Origin of the sequence: Ruminococcus sp. B05 (genome assembly GCF_003628495.1) — a bacterium.
GTDB lineage: Bacteria > Bacillota > Clostridia > Lachnospirales > Lachnospiraceae > Schaedlerella > Schaedlerella hominis.
On the sequence record NZ_RBZR01000002.1, the window covers coordinates 142658 to 161517 of the forward strand.

The following is an 18860-nucleotide window of genomic DNA, read 5'->3' on the forward strand; positions in this document are numbered from 1 at the left end:
TTTACTCCTCTACACCGAGAATTTCTTTTACGGTCTCTTTCATTTTATCTACATCGCACTCTTTTGTATGTCGAATCTGTGCGTTGCGAATTTCTTCAATTGCATTCGGAATCGCTACTCCTGAAACCTTCTCAAGTTCGTCGATCAATGCAAATTCTTCTAATTCATCATATTTCTCATCAATTGCTGTCATTACACTTCTTGCAAATTTATAAGGGCTTGCTGTTGATGCAACCAACATCTTTTTCTGATCCTTGCTTGCATCACGATATGCTCTGCTTACATGCGCTGCAACAGCAGTATGTGTATCCATCACATATCCTGTAGACTTATAAGTTGCACCAATTGTCTCTTTTGTTTCTTCTTCTGTAGAATATCCACCTTCGAAATCAGATAATTTTTCTTTCATCTCAGGAGTGATTTCATATACACCATCTTTTTTCAAAGCTTCCATCAACTCACTGTTTTTCTTAGCATCCTGTCCTGCAATTGTATAAATCAATCTTTCCAGATTGCTTGAAATCAAAATATCCATTGATGGTGATGAAGTCAAAACAAATTCTCTGTTTCTATTATATTTTCCTGTTTTAAAGAAATCAAACAAAACTTTATTTTCATTAGAAGCACAGATTAATTTTGCAATCGGAACTCCCATCTGTTTTGCATAATAAGCAGCAAGAATATTTCCAAAGTTTCCTGTTGGAACTGTAACATTAATTTCTTCGCCATTTTCAATTTCTTCATTTTCAAGTAGTTTTGCATAAGCATATACGTAATAAACAACCTGCGGAACCAGACGTCCGATATTGATTGAATTTGCTGATGAGAACTGATATCCTGCATCTGAGAGTTCTTTTTCTAACTCTTTATCTTCAAAGAGTGCTTTCACTCCACTCTGTGCATTGTCAAAATTACCATGGATTGCAACAACAGAAGTATTATCCCCTTTCTGTGTCACCATCTGTAATTCCTGTACTTTACTTACACCATTCTTTGGATAAAAAACAATAATTTTAGTTCCCGGTACATCTGCAAATCCGGCAAGAGCAGCTTTTCCAGTATCACCTGAAGTAGCTGTTAAAATCACAATATCTTTTGTGACATTATTTTTCTTTGCAGCTGTTGTCAACAAATGTGGCAGGATAGATAATGCCATATCTTTAAATGCAATGGTTGCTCCGTGGAACAATTCCAAATGATATGTATCGCCTACTTTAACAAGCGGAGCAATTACTTCTGTATCGAATTTAGAATCATATGCACTATTAATACAATGTTTCAATTCTTCTTCTGTAAAATCTGTTAAGAACTGTTTCATAACAGCATACGCTGTCTCTTGATAAGACATCGTTTTCAATTCATTCATTGTTACATCTAATTTTGGCAGTTCTGTTGGCACAAATAAACCGCCATCTTCTGCAAGACCTTTTAAAATTGCCTGAGAAGCTGTTATTGTCTTATCTGCGTTTCGTGTACTCTTATATAATAAGTTCATCTTTTCATCCTCACATATTATTTTCTACTATTTGTATAGTTTACAAGTCCGCCCGCGGCGATTAATTTCTGCATAAACTCTGGGAAAGCCTGTCCCTGAAATTCTTTTCCTTTTGTACGGTTATAAATTTTTCCACTGTCAAAATCTACTTCTACTTCATCTCCAGCCTCGATTCCTCTTGCTGCTTCCGGACATTCGATGATTGGAAGACCGATATTAATTGCATTACGGTAAAAAATTCTTGCAAATGTCTCTGCAATAACACAGCTTACACCTGCTGTTTTTAAACAAAGCGGTGCATGCTCTCTGGATGATCCACACCCAAAGTTTTTATTTGCTACGATCAAATCTCCCGGCTGTACTTTTTTCACAAAATCCGGATCGATATCTACCATTGCATGGCTTGCCAGTTCCTGTGCGTCAAATGAATTCAAATATCTTGCTGGGATAATAACATCTGTATCCACGTTATCCCCATACTTAAATACATGTCCTTTTGCTTTCATTATTTGTCACCTACTTTCTCTGGATTAGCGATGCATCCTGCAATTGCACTTGCCGCTGCAACTTCCGGTGATGCCAGATAAATCAATGAGTCAACATGTCCCATTCTACCTACAAAATTACGATTTGTTGTTGAAACACATTTCTCTCCTGCTGCCATAACCCCCATATGACCTCCCATACAAGGTCCACAGCTTGGCGTATTCACAGCACATCCCGCATCTACAAAAATATCAAGAAGACCTTCTTTAATACATTCCTTATAAATCTTCTGTGTAGCAGGGATTACCATCACACGCACATCTGGATGAACCGTGTGTCCTTTCAGAATTGCTGCTGCTTTTCTCATATCTTCCATACGTCCATTTGTACAAGATCCGATTACTACCTGATCAATCTTGATCGGCTCCATTGCTTCAATCTCATCAATTGTCTTGGCATTTCCCGGTAAATGTGGAAACGCTACAGTCGGACGTACTTCTGCAAGGTTGATTTCAACAACCTGTTCATATTGTGCATCTTCATCTGCCGTATACACTGTATACTCTTTCTTTGTATGCTCTTTCAAATACTCTTCTGTCTTATCGTCTACAATAAAGAGACCATTTTTAGCACCTGCTTCAATTGCCATATTCGCCATTGTAAATCTGTCATCCATAGAGAGATTCTTAATTCCATCACCTACGAATTCCATTGATTTATATAAAGCTCCATCAACACCGATTTTACCGATAATATGAATAATAATATCTTTACCGCTTACATATGGTCCTGGTTTTCCTGTTAATACAAATTTAATTGCTCCTGGTACCTTAAACCACAATTCACCTGTTGCCATACCAGTAGCAATATCTGTTGTACCCACGCCTGTAGAAAATGCTCCTAAAGCTCCGTATGTACATGTATGAGAATCTGCACCAATAATACATTCTCCGGCAGCCACTACACCAGCCTCAGGAAGTATTGCATGTTCAACACCAGATTTTCCCTGTTCAAAATACCATTTCAGCCCCTGTTCTTTAGCAAACTCTCGGATTGCTTTTGAATTTTCCGCTGATTTAATATCTTTGTTTGGTGTAAAATGATCTGGTACAAATACAACCTTATCCTTATCAAACACATGATCTGACATCTGTTTTAGGATTGGCAGAGCCATAGGTCCTGTGATATCATTTGCCATCACTACATCTAATTTTGCCATGATCAGCTGTCCTGCCTCTACAGAGTCCAACCCTGCATGTGCTGCCAGGATCTTCTGTGTCATTGTCATTCCCATCGTGACAACCTCCTTTATGCCCAATATTTTCTTTTATCCGTTCTTTATATTCGTTAATACCTCCGGACAAATATTGCCCGAAGGTTCTTTTATAATTATTTTGCCTGAATATAGCCCTTTGCTGTCAAAGCTTCTGCACAAAGGACAGCACCACCTGCTGCACCTCTTACTGTGTTATGAGACAGTCCGACGAATTTATAATCAAACATGCTATCTTCTCTGAGTCGACCAATTGATACGCCCATTCCATTTTCATAATTTACATCCTGTGTGACCTGTGGACGATTATCTTCTTCTAAGTATTGGATAAACTGCTTTGGAGCACTTGGAAGGTTTGCTTCCTGTGGAAATCCCTTGAAATTCACAAGCTTTTCGATAAGCTGTTCTTTTGTAGGTTTCTTTTCAAAATTGATAAATACAGCTGCTGTATGTCCATTTAAAACAGGTACTCGGATACACTGACATGTAATCTTTGGAAGATCGGCTTTCACAATCTGTCCATTCTCTACTTTTCCAAGCACACGAAGCGGCTCCTGCTCACTCTTCTCTTCTTCTCCTCCGATAAATGGAATAATATTTCCAACCATTTCCGGCCAATCCTTAAATGTCTTTCCTGCTCCTGAAATTGCCTGATATGTTGTAGCAACAACTTCTTTTGGTCCAAATTCTTTCCATGCTGCCAGACAAGGTGCGTAACTTTGAATAGAACAGTTTGGTTTTACCGCAATAAATCCACGAGTTGTACCAAGACGTTTTTTCTGATCTACGATTACATCAAAATGCTCTGCATTGATCTCAGGTACTACCATTGGTACATCTGGTGTCCAACGATGTGCACTATTGTTTGAAACAACCGGAGTTTCTGTTTTAGCATAAGCCTCTTCAATTGCCTTGATTTCTTCTTTTGTCATATCTACTGCACTAAATACAAAGTCTACTGTAGATGCAACTTTTTCTACTTCATTTACATTCAATACAACCAGTTTTTTTACTGCTTCCGGCATTGGAGTATCCATTTTCCATCTGTCTCCAACAGCATCTTCATATGTCTTTCCTGCTGAACGTGGGCTTGCTGCTACTGTTACTACCTCAAACCATGGGTGATTTTCAAGAAGCGAAATAAATCTCTGTCCCACCATTCCTGTTGCTCCTAAGATTCCAACTTTTAATTTCTGTTCCATTGTACATCTTCTCCTTTATCTAACTCTTCTATGATTTAACTGCATTATGATTATTCTGCAATCAAATATGCCTCTTCCTGTGCAATAACTTTTTCCATTGCAGCTTTTCCCGGTGCCCCAATCGTATTCCTCATCTCAACACAAGTTTTCATACTGATTACTTCATAAATATCTTCTTCAAATACCGGTGAAATTGCTTTGAACTCTTCCAATGACATATCATCAAGTGCCATATTCTTATCTATACAATATAACACCAGTTGACCTACAATACCATGTGCATCACGGAATGGAACTCCATGGTTAACAAGATAATCTGCTGCATCTGTTGCGTTTGTAAAACCATTCTTAGCACTGTTTTCCATTCTTGTTTTATTGAATTTCATCGTGCGAAGCATTCCTGTAAATAATGCCAGACATCCTTTGGTTGTGTCAATCGCATCAAAAACAAATTCTTTGTCTTCCTGCATATCTTTATTATATGCCAATGGAATTCCTTTCATCGTTGTCAACATAGACATCAATGCTCCATATACTCTTCCCGTCTTACCGCGAACCAGCTCTGCAATATCCGGATTCTTTTTCTGAGGCATAATACTGCTTCCTGTACTGTATGCATCATCAATATCTACAAACTGATATTCATTTGAATTCCAAATAATCACTTCTTCTGAAAATCTGCTCAAATGCATCATCACAGTCGACATTGCAGATAAAAGTTCAATTAAATAATCACGGTCTGCAACAGAATCCATACTATTAAGTGTCGGTCCTTCAAAATCAAGCAGCATTGCAGTATATTCACGATCCAGTGGATACGTGGTTCCTGCCAGTGCCCCTGAACCTAATGGACAATAATTCATTCTTGCATAAATATCTTTCATCCGGGAGCGATCTCTTTTAAACATTTCAAAATATGCTCCCATATGATGTGCCAGTGTAATTGGCTGTGCTTTCTGAAGGTGGGTAAATCCAGGCATATAAGTTTCCGTATTCTCTTTCATAATTTTTAAGAGTACTTCCAATATATCCTTTAACAGCTTATCCAATTCCAGAATCTCATCTCGGGTATATAACTTCATGTCGAGTGCAACCTGATCATTTCTACTTCGCCCGGTGTGCAGCTTCTTCCCTGCATCTCCAATTCTGTCAATTAAATTTGCTTCCACAAAACTATGAATATCTTCATATTTGTCCGTAATCTCTAATGTCCCATTCTCGACATCTTGTTTGATTCCGTTTAATCCTTCAATAATCTGTTTCTTCTCATCTTCTGTCAGGATTCCCTGTTTTGCAAGCATTGTCACATGTGCAATACTTCCACGGATATCTTGCTCATAAAACTTCTTATCAAAGGAAATGGATGCATTAAAATTGTATACCAGCTGATCCGTTTCTTTTGTAAAACGGCCACCCCATAATTGTGCCATAGCCAATTTCCTCTCTTCTTTATTGTATTACTTTGTTCTGTAAGAATAAAATCCAGCCATATTCAGACTTTCTATATCTCCAGAGCGTTACTTTTGCACATTAGTTTAACATACTAAAGTGTTAATGTCTATCTTTTTTTCTGTGAAAGCACCAAAAAATAGATTTCACTCTGTTTTTTATTCTGACAACATAAAGAAATTACACTTTATTTTTTGTTCTTATTTTCCGCTTCTTTTCGTTCTTTCATCGAAAATACGCAGCCGCAATAATCCTGTCTGTACAATCCATATTGCTCAGACAATTCAACCGAACGTTTATATCCATTTTTCTTTTTAAAATCCGACAGCAGATACTCTGTCCCATATTCTTCGGACAAAAGCATACCTATCTCGTTTAATTTCTGGGCATTTTTCAAAGGGCTGATACTTAATGTCGTTGTAAAGAAGTCATATTCCCCATTTTTTGCAATTTTAGCAGCTTCCCTCAATCTTAATTCATAGCATTTGAAGCATCTTTCGCCACCTTCTTTTACATCCTCCAGCCCGCGTGCCATATTATAGAATTTTTCTGAATCATAATTTCCTGCAATAAATGTGACCGGATGTTTAAAACGCATTTCTGATATCAGTTTTTGCTGTTCCAGCACTCTCTTCGTATATTCGCTTTCTGGATATATATTCGGATTATAATAAAATACTGTAACTTCAAAATATTGCGACAAATATTCTAAAACATAACTGCTACATGGCGCACAGCAACTGTGAAGAAGAAGCCGTGGCACTTTTTCTTCTTTTTTTAATTCCAGAATTAATTTATCTAATTCTTTCTGATAATTTACTTTCTGCCCTGCTTTATTGCTCACTTTCCAATTCCATACACTCACGTTTTTTATTCCTCATCTTTTCGTTTTCTATTATTCTTTTCTATCTTATATACTATCTCAATTATACACAGTTCGCAATTGTATCATCCAGCTTTTATACTTTTTTCATATACTCTTCATATTATTTTTCTTTATCTCTTGAGTCGATTCTGATACCAATTTTCCACTGCATTGATCAATGCGTATAATAACATAGAAAAAACACATAAAATACAAATGCTCATCAACAACCAATCCATTTTAAATACCTGGCTCGAATAAATAATCAAATATCCAATTCCACTTCTTGCTGCAAGAAATTCTCCAATGATTACACCGACCAGACATAATCCGATATTTACCTTCATATTACTGATAATTGCAGGAATTGATGATGGAAGTACAACCTTTGTCAAAGCCTGCTTTTTACTTCCATGCAATGTATAAATAAGCCATAATTTTCCTTGATCTACAGACTCAAACGTTGTATATAAACTCAAAACACTTCCAAATATTGCAACCGACATTCCTGCTATAATAATCGTTGTCGTGTTTGCGCCCAACCACACAATCAATAGTGGTGCTAAAGCTGACTTTGGAAGGCTGTTTAAAACTACAAAGTAAGGATCTAATATTTCTGATATTTTTTTGCTGTACCATAGTAATACTGCTATACAGATACTAATTAATGTTACCAGCAAAAAACTGACTAATGTTTCATAAAATGTCGTCCACAAATGAGCAAAAATAAAACCATTTAATATCATATTCAAAAAGCAACGGATTACTTTAGAAGGGCTGCTGAATATAAATGAATCTATCAGACCAGTTGTTGCCGAAACTTCCCACAGCAATAAAAATATCAGTAAAATTGCAATTCTTGATACTCGTACAATCCATCTATGTTTATTCTGCTGTTTTAAATAATTTTTCTGTCCATCAGATAATTCATTCATAACCATTTAACTCCTCCCATATTAAATTGAAATAGTTCTTAAATTCTGATGCATTTCTTCGATGCATCGGTGTATCATTTTCTAATTCAAAGGAAATATCAACGATTTTTGAAATTGTAGCCGGGCGTGGTGTCAAGATTAAAACTCGATCTGCCAGACTGACTGCTTCTGACAAATCATGTGTAACAAAAATCGCTGTTTTATGTTCATGTTTAAGAATCTGACCGATATCATTTCCCACTGTAAGGCGAGTCTGGTAATCAAGTGCTGAAAATGGTTCATCCAACAAAAGTAATTCTGGTTCCAGGACCAATGTTCTTATAAGTGCCACCCTTTGACGCATACCGCCAGACAATTGAGAAGGTCTGGAATTTTTAAATTGTTGCAGGCCATATTGTTCTAATAATTCCAGTGCTTTTTTCCTTGTCTTTGCAGACAACATATGCTGAACTTCCAACCCTAATAAGACATTATGATAAACTGTACGCCATTCAAACAAATGATCATGCTGTAACATATAGCCGATATTTGTTGTACTTTGTTTGAGATTTTTTCCATTCATTTTGATAACCCCTTTTTCGGGCTTTAAGATTCCACAAATAATAGATAGAAGTGTTGATTTTCCACAACCGGAAGGACCGACAATCGCAATAAATTCTCCTTCTGAAACGCTGAAAGAAACATCCTCTAAAGCTTTTGTCTCACCTTCCGTTGTGTGATATGAATATGTGATGTGTTGCATTTCTAAAATCGGTTCCATTCAGCCACTCCATTTTTTCTATATTAATAGTGTATGACAGAACCTAAAATCAGTGAAACTCCTTGATTTAAAAAATTGTTTCACTGAGATGTTTATATACCCGTTCACAACGGATGATATCGTCAATATCCACCCATTCATCCGGCTGATGTGCACATTCAAGATTTCCCGGACCATAGGACATACAATTATGATTGCCTAATTTTCCTGCTATAACAGCAGTGTCGGTATATCCCGGAAATGGTGCGATCTCAGGCTCTTGTTTTGTAACAACCAGACAAGATTTTTTAAGCGCTTTAAGCATCGGCGAATTATCATCTTTTTCTATGTAAGGACGGTCTCCTGTAATTGTATATGTAACTGAAATTCCTGATACAACCTCTTTTGCTCTCTCAATTGCTTTTTCTAAAAGCTCTGTAGTTTTCTGCGTGTTTGTCGGCGGAACCAGTCTCAGATCAATCCACAATTTACATGCATCCGGTACAACATATGGTCGATATCCTCCTTGAATCTGCCCGAATGTCACTGTTGATTTTCCAAGATCCGGATGTGTTGGAACCTGTTCTATCTCTTCATGAAATGTATGTATGATCTCTGCCATAGCTGCAATGGCATCTGCTCCCTTCCATGGTGTACTTGCATGTGCTGTATGTCCCTGCACATCCACCTCGTACCAGGTACGACCCTTATGGGCCACTTGGATCATCCCATTTGTAGGTTCTGCATCAACAATCCAGTCATCTTTTCCTACCCAGCCTGATTTAATGCATTGTTCCGATCCTCTCATAAAATCTTCTTCATCTACTGTACAGATTAATTTTAATGTACGTTTAGGTTTTTTATGTTTCTGCTGCACTAATGTAGCCGCATGTATAAATGCTGTCGTACAACATGCAAGACCGGATTTCATATCACATGCACCTCTGCCATAAATTTTATTATCCTGTTCTAGTGCACGAAATGGTGGCAATGTCCACCCATCTCCTACAACCACTGTATCCATATGGCAAATAAATATAAGAGCCGGCAATGTTTGATCTGTTCCTAAAAGCTCTGCACATAAATTAAATCTGCCCGGCAACACTTCCTCTTCTTTTAATTCTACTCCCGGTAATTTCAATAGTTCTTTCAGATAGTCTTTGATTTCTCTCTCGTATGTACCTGGATCTGTACTTTCAATCTGAACAAGTTCTTTTGTTAATTGAACTGCCTGAATCTGTTTCATTTTACTTCCTCCCATTGAACGCCCTGTTTTTATCTTCATAAGATAACTATAGAATCTTAAATAATAAAAGGCAAGAGGTTTTATCAAAATGCTGTCCGCTCATCTATAACTATACAATTTACTACCAACCTTTCCGGTGTCACTTCGTATCCGATACAAGTTGCCAATGTCACAATCTGACCTTCTGACCCCTCCCACTGTTTTTGGAAAATATCATTTGTATTTTCACAAACAAATACATTTTCTATTTGAAGTTTTTTTGTTTTGGAAGGAGTATACAAATATAATTCACGATTGGATTCTGCAAATACACTATCCTGAAATTCGTTTAATCTTCCGAACATTTGCCCGGATGCGGTATTATGTCCAAACAGACAGATGTGTTTATCTGTCAACATATCATCTGTATATGCCCATGTAAAAATAGAACCAAGCGGACTATATTCTCCTTCGAAATTTCTTGTCAAATATATTGTATCATTTTCTCCTTTTAAAACCGGCGCATCTACTTCAATCTGAGGAATATAAAGCCATCCCACAATATCTTTGTTGATTTTTTTCAATGCTGCAAAATCTACACTTCTTCTCATAGGGTTTTCCGGTAATCCTGTATCAATTACATTTTGAATAATCTCTTCTTTTTTTATCATCTCTTCTATATACGGCTGATACTCCTTCACTGCAATGCTAAAAAACAAAAGACCGCCGACAAATAAAATACCGATTATACTCATTGTAATTTTATTCCTCATTTTTCCTTTCTTTTCTCCATTCAACAGCTACAATAGTTCCTGCTGTGATAAAACCTATTCCTACTATAGCCCATTTCCATGCGCTTGTTTCCAATCCTGTCTGCGGTGCCATATCCTTTCCGACCTTTTCCATCGGTACATGCTTTGGCGACACCTTTATTTCATAAGACATTTTTCCTTCTGTTTCATCCCAACTTGGCAATGCTACGAGCATCGGAGTAATCAAATCATATTCATTACTTTTTTCTGCCTGTATGAAATAAATTCCTTCATCTAATTGTTCAAATACCACTTTTCCTGTTGCATCTGTTTGTCTGTTTTGTTCCGGTTCTACCCCAAATGCTTCCAGCTGTTTAGATATACGCTCTAACTCTAAAGATGTTTTTATGTTATTTAAATCAATTCCTGCCGAATCATAAATTGGAAGTATTTTATACTCTCCATTTTCAATATCTCCGATTTTTGTACACCCAAGAATAATTCCTTCTTTTTTCATGTTTTTCCAATCTTCCGGCAATGTCATCTGTATCATTCCTGTCTGCTCTTGCTCAAATGCCGCCAATACCGGAAATGACTGAAATACTGCAAATAACATTGTAATTCCAGCACATAATATTTTTCTTTTGTGTTTCATCTATTCCTATCCCTCCTCTTTCTTCTCCTCTGTCTTCTCCTCTGTCTTCTCCTCTGTCTTCGATATGTCTGTATTCTATTTTTAATTTGTATTACTCCTACACTGACCACAAATAGGATGGGAAATACTGTAACTATAATTTCCCGTACAGAAGGAAACTGTGGTTTAATTTTTTTATATTCTTTTTCTTTGTAATATACCCTGCGTCCTGTGACAACCAATCTGTGACTGTTTATTCCAAAAGGCGTACACGTAACAAGCGATACCAGATCTTTTTCACCTTTTATCTCCATCCATGCAATATCTTCTGGTTTTACAACCATAATTTCTTCTACCTTATAAGCCATCACTTCTTTGTATGTATGTATAAAAAATAAATCTCCTATCTTCATTTCATCAAGACGAACCAGTAATTTCGAACTTGGAAGTCCTCTGTGCCCCGTCAATACGCTATGTGTATTTTCTCCTCCTATCGGAAGACTTGTACCTTCCAGATGTCCGATTCCATTAGATAAAACTTCATCCTCAGTTCCGTGATATATTGGAAGTTCTACTTGGATTTTAGGAATTTCAAGACTTCCCATAATATCTGTCCCATGAATATTTAGTAACTCTTCATATTTCTTCTCTTCCGTTTCCTCTACAATTCCCCCCTTTGCCTGAAACAACATTTCATTATATTCATTTGCCTGTCTCCACTTCTCTTCTATTTCTTTTTCATCCTCTTTTTCCATTGTCTGTCGATATGTTGCGACAGCATCTGCCTGACGCTGCCGCTCAACTATATTACTGATAACCGGAAATATACAGATTAAAAAACCAGCCCAAAACAGTAAGTTTCGAAACTTTTTTCCTTTCTTTTCTGATTGTCTGTTTGTCTTCATCATATCTTATCGTTTTCGTTTGCTGCTCAATACTGCAACTGTCATTAAAATACTTCCACTTAAGACCATAATCAGAACAACGGGTGTTCCTGTAACCGGAAGCTTACTTCCAACCTGATTTATTACTGTCAGATTAATTGTTCCTTCTTCGGCATTTGTTTTCAATTCCTTCTCTTCACTATGCATAATACCACTGTAAAATGAATCTACTTTAGCCGTCACATTTAGATTTTTTAATACTGTATCATTTGCTCCGCTTCCCTTCACATAATGATCTCTATCATCTGTAAATATTGCCTTTATCTCAAGTTTAACCGGATCCTTTAACAATCGATAGCCTGCAGGTGCCTTTGTTTCTTTTAGGTAATACGTTCCAGAATCCAAACCGTAAATTTCAAATTGTCCATTTTCCGGTGAAACCATCTCGACAGCACGTTCAAATTTATTTCCACCGACATGATCCGTTCCTCCGACTGCATCTCGATTTACAACTGCGTACCCGTCTTTTTCCTTTCTTACATACACTTCATTTTGACAAGCTTCATCACTATATAAACGGAATTTTGCACCTGCCAATGTTTTCTGATAATTATTCACTTTTTGCACCTGCAATTTATATGTAAAACATATAACGGTATCCCATGGTGTAAATCCTCTGCTGCTTCCTCCATCGTTCGAATCCGGATTATTTGAAAATTCTAAACGGACATCATTTTCAATTCCCGGTCTTCCTATTTTCTGTACTGCCCTGTCATTTAATATTGCCTTATAACTCAGAGTAACTTTTTGATCATAAATATTTTCCTGTCCAGAATTAAATCTTGGAAATTCTCTATCTACAATACTTTTTATATCTGGTATTAAAATTTGAAATGTGTCGCCATTACTCGGCATCGTATTGAGCAGATATTCAGATTCTTTTAATGTATATTCTTTTTTCCGAGTATCGGAAATGTTTCCTGAGATTGTGATTTTTACAGTGTCTTTAAGAAATGTTAATGCATCATCCATTCTGTCATGCCATGCATAATAGTATGTACGATAACCATTCATATTAGAAATATTAGATTCATATCGATATGGTACAAATTGACCGATTTCAAAATCCCCAATGTCATTCCATCGGTTTGGATCTTTTATATTTTCATTTGCCTCATCTTCCTGTACTTGTTTAGCAATTACCGGATAATCTGATTTAATTGATATGCTTGCTGTCGGATTTGCTGTATTGACCATGCATAATGAACTTGCTGAAGATGTATTACTCACTTCTGTCACCTCATCAATAATATAATACCCATATGCCATTCCTCTGATTTGAATAACATTATCCGGTCTCACCCCTCTTACTTCTACGCAATCTGAATTTACCGAAAGCTTCTCTAATTCATCTCTTAACTCTTCAACAAAGTATCGAAATTCACTGTAGGTTCCTTCTTCTTTTTGTTCTGCCTTCGCTCCCTCTACTTGATTTGCATTTAATGACTGTATATAATCGATTGCCATATACTCTGTCACCTGTTCCGGGATTGTTTTCTTTCCCTTTTTTGTCAATTCTTTTGCTGTCACATTCTTCAGTGCTGCCTCGCAATTAGGATTCCATGTATAGTTAACCGATTCTCCATCTCTGGCGTTCTCTGCTAAAAACAACTGATATATACGGAATTTTTTTCCAACCAGATTCTGCCCTTCATTTCCTTTTATCGTAATCACTGCTTCTCTGTTCCCTAGAACTGCAACCCCACCCTGGGTGTAAATTGGACTTTTATCCTCAGCCTTTACAATTGGTACCAGTTCTTGTAATGCAGTCCCAGGTATCATGGGTGCTATCCCACTTAATAACATCACTCCTGCCATTCCTAGTACAATATTTTTTCTCATTTTCATAATTTTTATCTCACTTTCTTGTTTATCTTATTTTTTACAAGGCATCTTCCACCATATCGCTCCTAACACATACACAATACCTGCAACCAAAAATAAAAGATTCCAATTACTTCCTGTTTTAGGCAATTTATTTCCTTTATAATTTACAACCTCGATCGTTACAACCCGCTCCTCTTTTGTTCCTGATATAATGCTTTTACTATCCTCCAGCTGATATATTTTCCGATCAATCTGACAGGTAAATATATTTTCCATCGGATTACTTGCTACTGATATTTCGTATATTTTATCGCTTCCATCTACATTTACCGGAATTCTGTATCCTTGTGGAGCCTTTGTCTCCTTTATAAAATATGTTTCTCCTACTGCAAGTCCTTCAAACTTTGCTTCTCCGTTCTCATTAGTTTTACTACATGCAATTTTCTTTTTACATTCTTTATCCTGATACAAAGTGAATTCAACATCTTTTAACTTTTTACCATCTTCATTTTTCTTATCTATCAAAAGCTTATATGGAGCACAAACGTCTTCTACCTGTATTGCAGCTCCCGCCACCGTCTTCTCAAACTGCATTTTTCCATTTTGTACTGTCGAAGTATTTTCCTTTAATTCAATTTGATTATTTCCTGAAATTTGAAATCTAATTTTCCCCGGATTCCTTGTATAACCATCTGGTACAAAAGATTCTTCCACCATATGTTCACCATGTGTCAATCCTTTTAGTACAGCCTTTCCTTGCCCGTCCGTCGTTACTTCTTCTTGGCTTCCATCAGGCATTGTATGAATAAATTTTGCCCCGGATATCGGTGTTTTTGTTTCTTTTTGGATCTTAACGATATCCAATGTTAGAACCTGTTCCGAAATCTGAGCATTCTGATAACTGTCTACGATTTCTTCTCCTTTATTCTCACTTGTTATTTTCCGCACAATTACTTCTGGATTTATCTGATATCCTTCCGGAGCAGCAATTTCCTGTATTACAACCGTTCCTAATGGAAATGCAATTTCACCATTGTCCATTATGTAAAATTCATCGCCTGATTCTCGATATTCATTTCTTAATTTTCCAACACCTTCTGAATCTGTCCTTATCACCCACGAACGAGCAGGTTTAATTCCCTGTTGTTGCGGGTCCGATTCATAATTCCCAGCATAAAACTTCACATCAAACAATGCTCCTTCGAAAGTCCCATAGCCTTGTGGTACATTTTTCAAAGTCTCTGCATCCACCTTTTTCAATAAAATTTCAACCGGGTTCATCGTTGGTGCGTCCGACACTTTAACAACTGCTGTTTCTCCCGAACGAATTGTCACATTGTATACTGTATGATTCCAGGCATACCCTGTAGGCACTTTAATTTCTTTCACCCAATATGTATTTGCATCCAATTGTGCTACATTTGAATTTCCATCTTTATCTGTCGTTAGAGTTGCCACTTGATTTGTACACGCCTGATCAGTATAGACTCCATAAACTGCACCATTGAGACTATAGCAGGTATTTCCATTTGTAATCCCAGGCTTTGTCGATGTCTTCAACACTCTTATATTTCCTTTTGGTGCACGCTCTACCCACACAATATCCTGCTGTGCATTGTAGGCAACATATGTTTTATACTCCGACATATATCTTTGCAAAGTCCCGTTTGTTGCCATCTGATTTTGGGTTACAGCCACCATGTTTTTAATTCCCTGTGCCATTGAAGCAGATAAGCCTGTCAAACTGCCACAATACGCATACCCAACTGCCGCATGGCAATATGCATAAGTATTTCTATCGCTTTCATTGAAAATATTTTTCCCTAAATTTTCATATAATTCTGGAATTACATAACATAAGATCAATGCTTTAATTATGTCACTGTTTAACTCTGACACACTGAATGTTCCACTTGGTGTCGTCGAATTTGGCTCTGCACAAAATCCAAGATATGTCCCCGTTTGTGTCTTCACGCTAAATTCACAAGTCCCCCAGGACCCATACGAATGTCCTGCTCCCGGAGTAATCACAGCCGGAGATCCCACCGCAGACAATAACATAATTCCTTCATCTGCTTCCTCTGGATTTTTTTCCTCGTGGTAACTTTCCTCTTGATCAATATATGCTTCTCCTATCACCTCACCTTTTCCATATTTTCCCAATTCTTCTTCCGGGATCATCGACTCTAATTCCGCCTTAATGCTTTTTAAATCTTCTGATTCATCAATCGCTACGGCCGGAAGAATTGATTGCAGCAACAAGATAATCGTTCCTGTTATCGCGAATAGAATTTTTCCCTTCTTCATATATTTCCTCCTTCTTCAATTATTAAAACAGTAAGAAAGAGAATCCGACACTCATAGGCATTCCTCCTTTGTCTATTCGTTTTTAATCAAACATTGAAATAAGCTGGCGATCTGCCATAGATATTAGAATTTATTAGAATGTTTGAGTTGTGATTGCATCATAGCATAATAAAAAACATATCACAAGATGCTTTTTTATTTTTGTAAACAATTACTAAAAATCATGAATTGTTTTGGTATATGTTTAATGGACAAAAATGTGCATCCAGCGGGATGCCTTTTATTACAATAGAAAAATATCCTATATAACAAAAAGGGTGTAGATTCAACTTGAATCTACACCTCTATACAGCCGAAAATCGGACTTGAACCGACGACCCCTTCATTACGAGTGAAGTGCTCTACCAACTGAGCTATTTCGGCATTGGTTTTATAGCAACCTCATATATTATATCGTCTTTTCTTAGGAATTTCAACTGTTTTTTATTCTTTTTCTTGCATATGCACAGTCAACTGATTATATGGAATCTCAATTCCTTCTTCATCAAATGTCAATTTTATCTGTTCAAGAAGTTCCCATCTTGTATCCCAGTATTTTTCCATCTTCACATAAGCACGGATTCCTAAAACTACGGAACTGTCTGCCAATGAGTCCACAAACACCTTCCAGTCTTCGTTCGTTAATATATCTTTGTGACTAAGCAATAATCTTTCCAGAATTTCTTTTGCTTTCTTCAAATCTGATTCATATGAAATCCCAACCTTCAAATCCAATCTTCGTTCATCACGCTCTGTCACATTTGTCAGACTGTTATTCATAAGTTTTCCATTTGGAATCACAATTACCTTGTTCTCTATCGTCATCAATTTTGTATAGAAAATTTTAATTTCTTTTACTGTACCTTCGTTCTTATTCGTATCTTCAATAATATAATCTCCGACAGTAAACGGTCTCAATAACAGAATCATGATGCCACCTGCAAAATTTGTTATAAAATCCTGCAATGCCAACGATACACCGACACCTGCTGATGCAAATAACATGGTTATTGATGATAATTCAATTCCCAGATTTCCTGCAATGATAATAATTAATAATATATATAATCCGAATTTTACCAGGGAATCTACAAATGTTGCAATTCCCGCATCTGTCTCTTTTACCTGAAAGGAATAACGGATACTTTTACGAATCCATTTTATAATTACACGTCCTATCATAAATATGATGATTGCAATGATTATTTTTATACCTAAGTTTATCAAATTCGGTATATGTTCTTGTATATAGTTGCTGAACTGACTCATATTTTCAGTCACTTCATTTACGGATGCTTCCGCCGACTGCTGAAGCTCATCTGTTGTTGTCATATACTGCCCTCCTGTCGCCTTACTCTTTTAATGCAAGAAATGCTGCCAGATTTCCTCTTCTGTCTCCACTTGTACGGTGCGAATACAGAATCTCACTGTTGCAGTGTGTACATACATTCGTCACAGCAATATGTTCTGGCAATATTCCGGATTCTTTAAATATGATTTCATTTGCTTTCCATAAATCCAGCTGATATTTTCCATTCTCTTTGCGATAAAACAAATCTTTCCAATATCTTTCTCTAAAATTTTTCTGGAATTCTAAAATCACATCTTCGCTGACTTCATAACAATCCTTACAGATAGACGGACCTACTGCTGCCAGAATATCCTTTGGATCAGACCCATATTGCTCCTCCATCTTACGAATTGTTTCTTTTCCGATTTTCCCCACTGTTCCACGCCAGCCGGAATGACTAAGTCCGATTGCCTTTTGAACAGGGTCTACAAAATATAACGGGACACAATCCGCATAAAACGTCACAAGGCAAATTCCGGGGATATTTGTAACCATCCCATCCACATCTGTATAATCCAATGGTGTCACAATTCCCTTTCCTTTGTCTTTTTCCGTTACTACTCTTACATTAGTTGTGTGTGTCTGTTGGGAAAGTACCATATTCTCACATTTCACCCCGATTGATTTTGCGATTCTATGATAATTCTCACGAACTGCTGCTTCATCATCCCCTCTTGTAAAGCTCAGATTCATCGATGCATAGCATCCTTGACTCACACCACCAAGTCTGGTTGAAAATCCATGATGCACAATTTTTGTATCTGTCAAGAGCGGATATTCCAAATAGGGTGCTTCCTTTTCTATCTCACGAAAAATTTGTCTCTTATCTTTATATATTATTCCAAGACTCATCCTTATCTCCCTTATTCTGTATGATCATTTTATAATTTTCACATATTTGTATTTTATCACAACTCTGTGTATTTTTTATGAATGAAAAGCAAATGCGTTCTGAACAACATTTATCCTATTCTTCTCAATCCCTACTACATCAAAACGATATGCCTGATTCTCTCCAAGATTATGTTCCATAATATAGAATAAGGCACAGCGACAGAGCACCCGCTGTTTCTTTTCATTCACAGCGTCCAATGCATTCCCTGTCCCTCTGCCTTTCCGATATTTCACTTCACAAAATACAATATACGAACCATCTCTCGCAACAATATCAATCTCTCCGGCATGACAGCGATAATTATATTGTAAAATCTCATATCCCTGCTGTTCCAGATAGTAGCCTGCTGCCTGTTCATATACGCTTCCTATTTTTCTATTATTCATAATATCATATCGCATGATACCACTTAAAACAACTTATTTTTCAAGATAGGCTGTTT

The 18860-nt window shown here is 36.8% G+C and carries 17 protein-coding genes and 1 tRNA gene; all 18 read right to left on the reverse strand.

All coding sequences use genetic code 11. The annotated features are described in order from the left end of the window. Position 1: 1 nt before the first annotated feature. Positions 2–1495 carry a threonine synthase gene (gene thrC / locus D8Q48_RS03655; protein WP_121055460.1) on the reverse strand — a complete coding sequence of 498 codons (1494 nt, stop codon included), beginning with the start codon at positions 1493–1495 and terminating at the stop codon, positions 2–4. A 17-nt stretch (positions 1496–1512) separates the two neighbouring features. Further along, the gene (leuD, locus tag D8Q48_RS03660; protein WP_118723903.1) at positions 1513–2001 is read right to left on the reverse strand and encodes a 3-isopropylmalate dehydratase small subunit; all 489 of its coding nucleotides are present in this window, start codon (positions 1999–2001) and stop codon (positions 1513–1515) included. After that, positions 2001–3275, reverse strand: a complete 1275-nt coding sequence (leuC, locus tag D8Q48_RS03665; protein ID WP_121055462.1) for a 3-isopropylmalate dehydratase large subunit — start codon at positions 3273–3275, stop codon at positions 2001–2003. Before leuC ends, leuD begins: the two co-directional genes overlap by 1 nt. Positions 3276–3370: 95 nt before the next feature. Next, positions 3371–4456, reverse strand: coding sequence for an aspartate-semialdehyde dehydrogenase (gene asd, locus D8Q48_RS03670; protein ID WP_121055464.1), 1086 nt, complete (start codon positions 4454–4456; stop codon positions 3371–3373). Positions 4457–4506: 50 nt separating this feature from the next. Then, positions 4507–5886 (reverse strand): argininosuccinate lyase, encoded by a 1380-nt coding sequence (argH, locus tag D8Q48_RS03675; RefSeq protein WP_121055466.1) that lies wholly within the window; start codon positions 5884–5886, stop codon positions 4507–4509. Positions 5887–6092: 206 nt separating this feature from the next. Next, positions 6093–6770, reverse strand: coding sequence for an epoxyqueuosine reductase QueH (locus D8Q48_RS03680; RefSeq protein WP_243116212.1), 678 nt, complete (start codon positions 6768–6770; stop codon positions 6093–6095). A gap of 131 nt (positions 6771–6901) precedes the next feature. After that, on the reverse strand, positions 6902–7705 hold the full coding sequence (locus tag D8Q48_RS03685; protein WP_121055576.1) for an ABC transporter permease: 804 nt from the start codon (positions 7703–7705) through the stop codon (positions 6902–6904). Further along, complete coding sequence (locus D8Q48_RS03690; protein WP_121055468.1) at positions 7698–8465, reverse strand: ABC transporter ATP-binding protein; 768 nt, start codon at positions 8463–8465, stop codon at positions 7698–7700. Before D8Q48_RS03690 ends, D8Q48_RS03685 begins: the two co-directional genes overlap by 8 nt. A gap of 67 nt (positions 8466–8532) precedes the next feature. Continuing rightward, the gene (locus tag D8Q48_RS03695) at positions 8533–9690 is read right to left on the reverse strand and encodes a M20 family metallopeptidase (RefSeq protein WP_121055470.1); all 1158 of its coding nucleotides are present in this window, start codon (positions 9688–9690) and stop codon (positions 8533–8535) included. An 83-nt stretch (positions 9691–9773) separates the two neighbouring features. Then, positions 9774–10442 (reverse strand): class B sortase, encoded by a 669-nt coding sequence (locus D8Q48_RS03700; protein WP_130647814.1) that lies wholly within the window; start codon positions 10440–10442, stop codon positions 9774–9776. After that, on the reverse strand, positions 10432–11076 hold the full coding sequence (locus tag D8Q48_RS03705; RefSeq protein ID WP_121055474.1) for a hypothetical protein: 645 nt from the start codon (positions 11074–11076) through the stop codon (positions 10432–10434). The genes D8Q48_RS03700 and D8Q48_RS03705 overlap by 11 nt, the downstream gene beginning before the upstream one ends. Further along, positions 11073–11963 carry a class C sortase gene (locus D8Q48_RS03710; protein WP_243116213.1) on the reverse strand — a complete coding sequence of 297 codons (891 nt, stop codon included), beginning with the start codon at positions 11961–11963 and terminating at the stop codon, positions 11073–11075. The genes D8Q48_RS03705 and D8Q48_RS03710 overlap by 4 nt, the downstream gene beginning before the upstream one ends. Positions 11964–11966: 3 nt before the next feature. Further along, positions 11967–13847 (reverse strand): isopeptide-forming domain-containing fimbrial protein, encoded by a 1881-nt coding sequence (locus D8Q48_RS03715; protein ID WP_279230726.1) that lies wholly within the window; start codon positions 13845–13847, stop codon positions 11967–11969. Between the two features lie 27 nt (positions 13848–13874). Continuing rightward, positions 13875–16133 (reverse strand): LPXTG cell wall anchor domain-containing protein, encoded by a 2259-nt coding sequence (locus D8Q48_RS03720; protein WP_121055476.1) that lies wholly within the window; start codon positions 16131–16133, stop codon positions 13875–13877. Positions 16134–16483: 350 nt separating this feature from the next. Beyond that, positions 16484–16556 (reverse strand) — tRNA-Thr (locus tag D8Q48_RS03725). Positions 16557–16616: 60 nt separating this feature from the next. Next, a complete protein-coding gene (locus D8Q48_RS03730) occupies positions 16617–17504 on the reverse strand; it encodes a mechanosensitive ion channel family protein (RefSeq protein WP_121055478.1) in 888 nt (295 codons plus the stop codon). A 19-nt stretch (positions 17505–17523) separates the two neighbouring features. Beyond that, positions 17524–18375: a peptidoglycan editing factor PgeF gene (pgeF, locus tag D8Q48_RS03735; RefSeq protein ID WP_121055480.1), complete on the reverse strand. Its 852-nt coding sequence runs from the start codon at positions 18373–18375 to the stop codon at positions 17524–17526. 75 nt (positions 18376–18450) lie between these two features. Further along, on the reverse strand, positions 18451–18804 hold the full coding sequence (locus D8Q48_RS03740) for a YraN family protein (RefSeq protein WP_243116214.1): 354 nt from the start codon (positions 18802–18804) through the stop codon (positions 18451–18453). Positions 18805–18860: the final 56 nt, after the last annotated feature.

Coding starts and splice junctions, on each gene's coding strand:
- leuC (WP_121055462.1), bottom strand. CDS start 3,275: ATGGGAATGACAATGACACAGAAGATCCTGGCAGCACATGCAGGGTTG.
- thrC (WP_121055460.1), bottom strand. CDS start 1,495: ATGAACTTATTATATAAGAGTACACGAAACGCAGATAAGACAATAACA.
- D8Q48_RS03700 (WP_130647814.1), bottom strand. CDS start 10,442: ATGAGGAATAAAATTACAATGAGTATAATCGGTATTTTATTTGTCGGC.
- D8Q48_RS03685 (WP_121055576.1), bottom strand. CDS start 7,705: ATGAATGAATTATCTGATGGACAGAAAAATTATTTAAAACAGCAGAAT.
- D8Q48_RS03710 (WP_243116213.1), bottom strand. CDS start 11,963: ATGATGAAGACAAACAGACAATCAGAAAAGAAAGGAAAAAAGTTTCGA.
- D8Q48_RS03705 (WP_121055474.1), bottom strand. CDS start 11,076: ATGAAACACAAAAGAAAAATATTATGTGCTGGAATTACAATGTTATTT.
- D8Q48_RS03690 (WP_121055468.1), bottom strand. CDS start 8,465: ATGGAACCGATTTTAGAAATGCAACACATCACATATTCATATCACACA.
- D8Q48_RS03740 (WP_243116214.1), bottom strand. CDS start 18,804: ATGAATAATAGAAAAATAGGAAGCGTATATGAACAGGCAGCAGGCTAC.
- leuD (WP_118723903.1), bottom strand. CDS start 2,001: ATGAAAGCAAAAGGACATGTATTTAAGTATGGGGATAACGTGGATACA.
- D8Q48_RS03695 (WP_121055470.1), bottom strand. CDS start 9,690: ATGAAACAGATTCAGGCAGTTCAATTAACAAAAGAACTTGTTCAGATT.
- argH (WP_121055466.1), bottom strand. CDS start 5,886: ATGGCACAATTATGGGGTGGCCGTTTTACAAAAGAAACGGATCAGCTG.
- D8Q48_RS03720 (WP_121055476.1), bottom strand. CDS start 16,133: ATGAAGAAGGGAAAAATTCTATTCGCGATAACAGGAACGATTATCTTG.
- pgeF (WP_121055480.1), bottom strand. CDS start 18,375: ATGAGTCTTGGAATAATATATAAAGATAAGAGACAAATTTTTCGTGAG.
- D8Q48_RS03730 (WP_121055478.1), bottom strand. CDS start 17,504: ATGACAACAACAGATGAGCTTCAGCAGTCGGCGGAAGCATCCGTAAAT.
- asd (WP_121055464.1), bottom strand. CDS start 4,456: ATGGAACAGAAATTAAAAGTTGGAATCTTAGGAGCAACAGGAATGGTG.
- D8Q48_RS03715 (WP_279230726.1), bottom strand. CDS start 13,847: ATGAAAATGAGAAAAAATATTGTACTAGGAATGGCAGGAGTGATGTTA.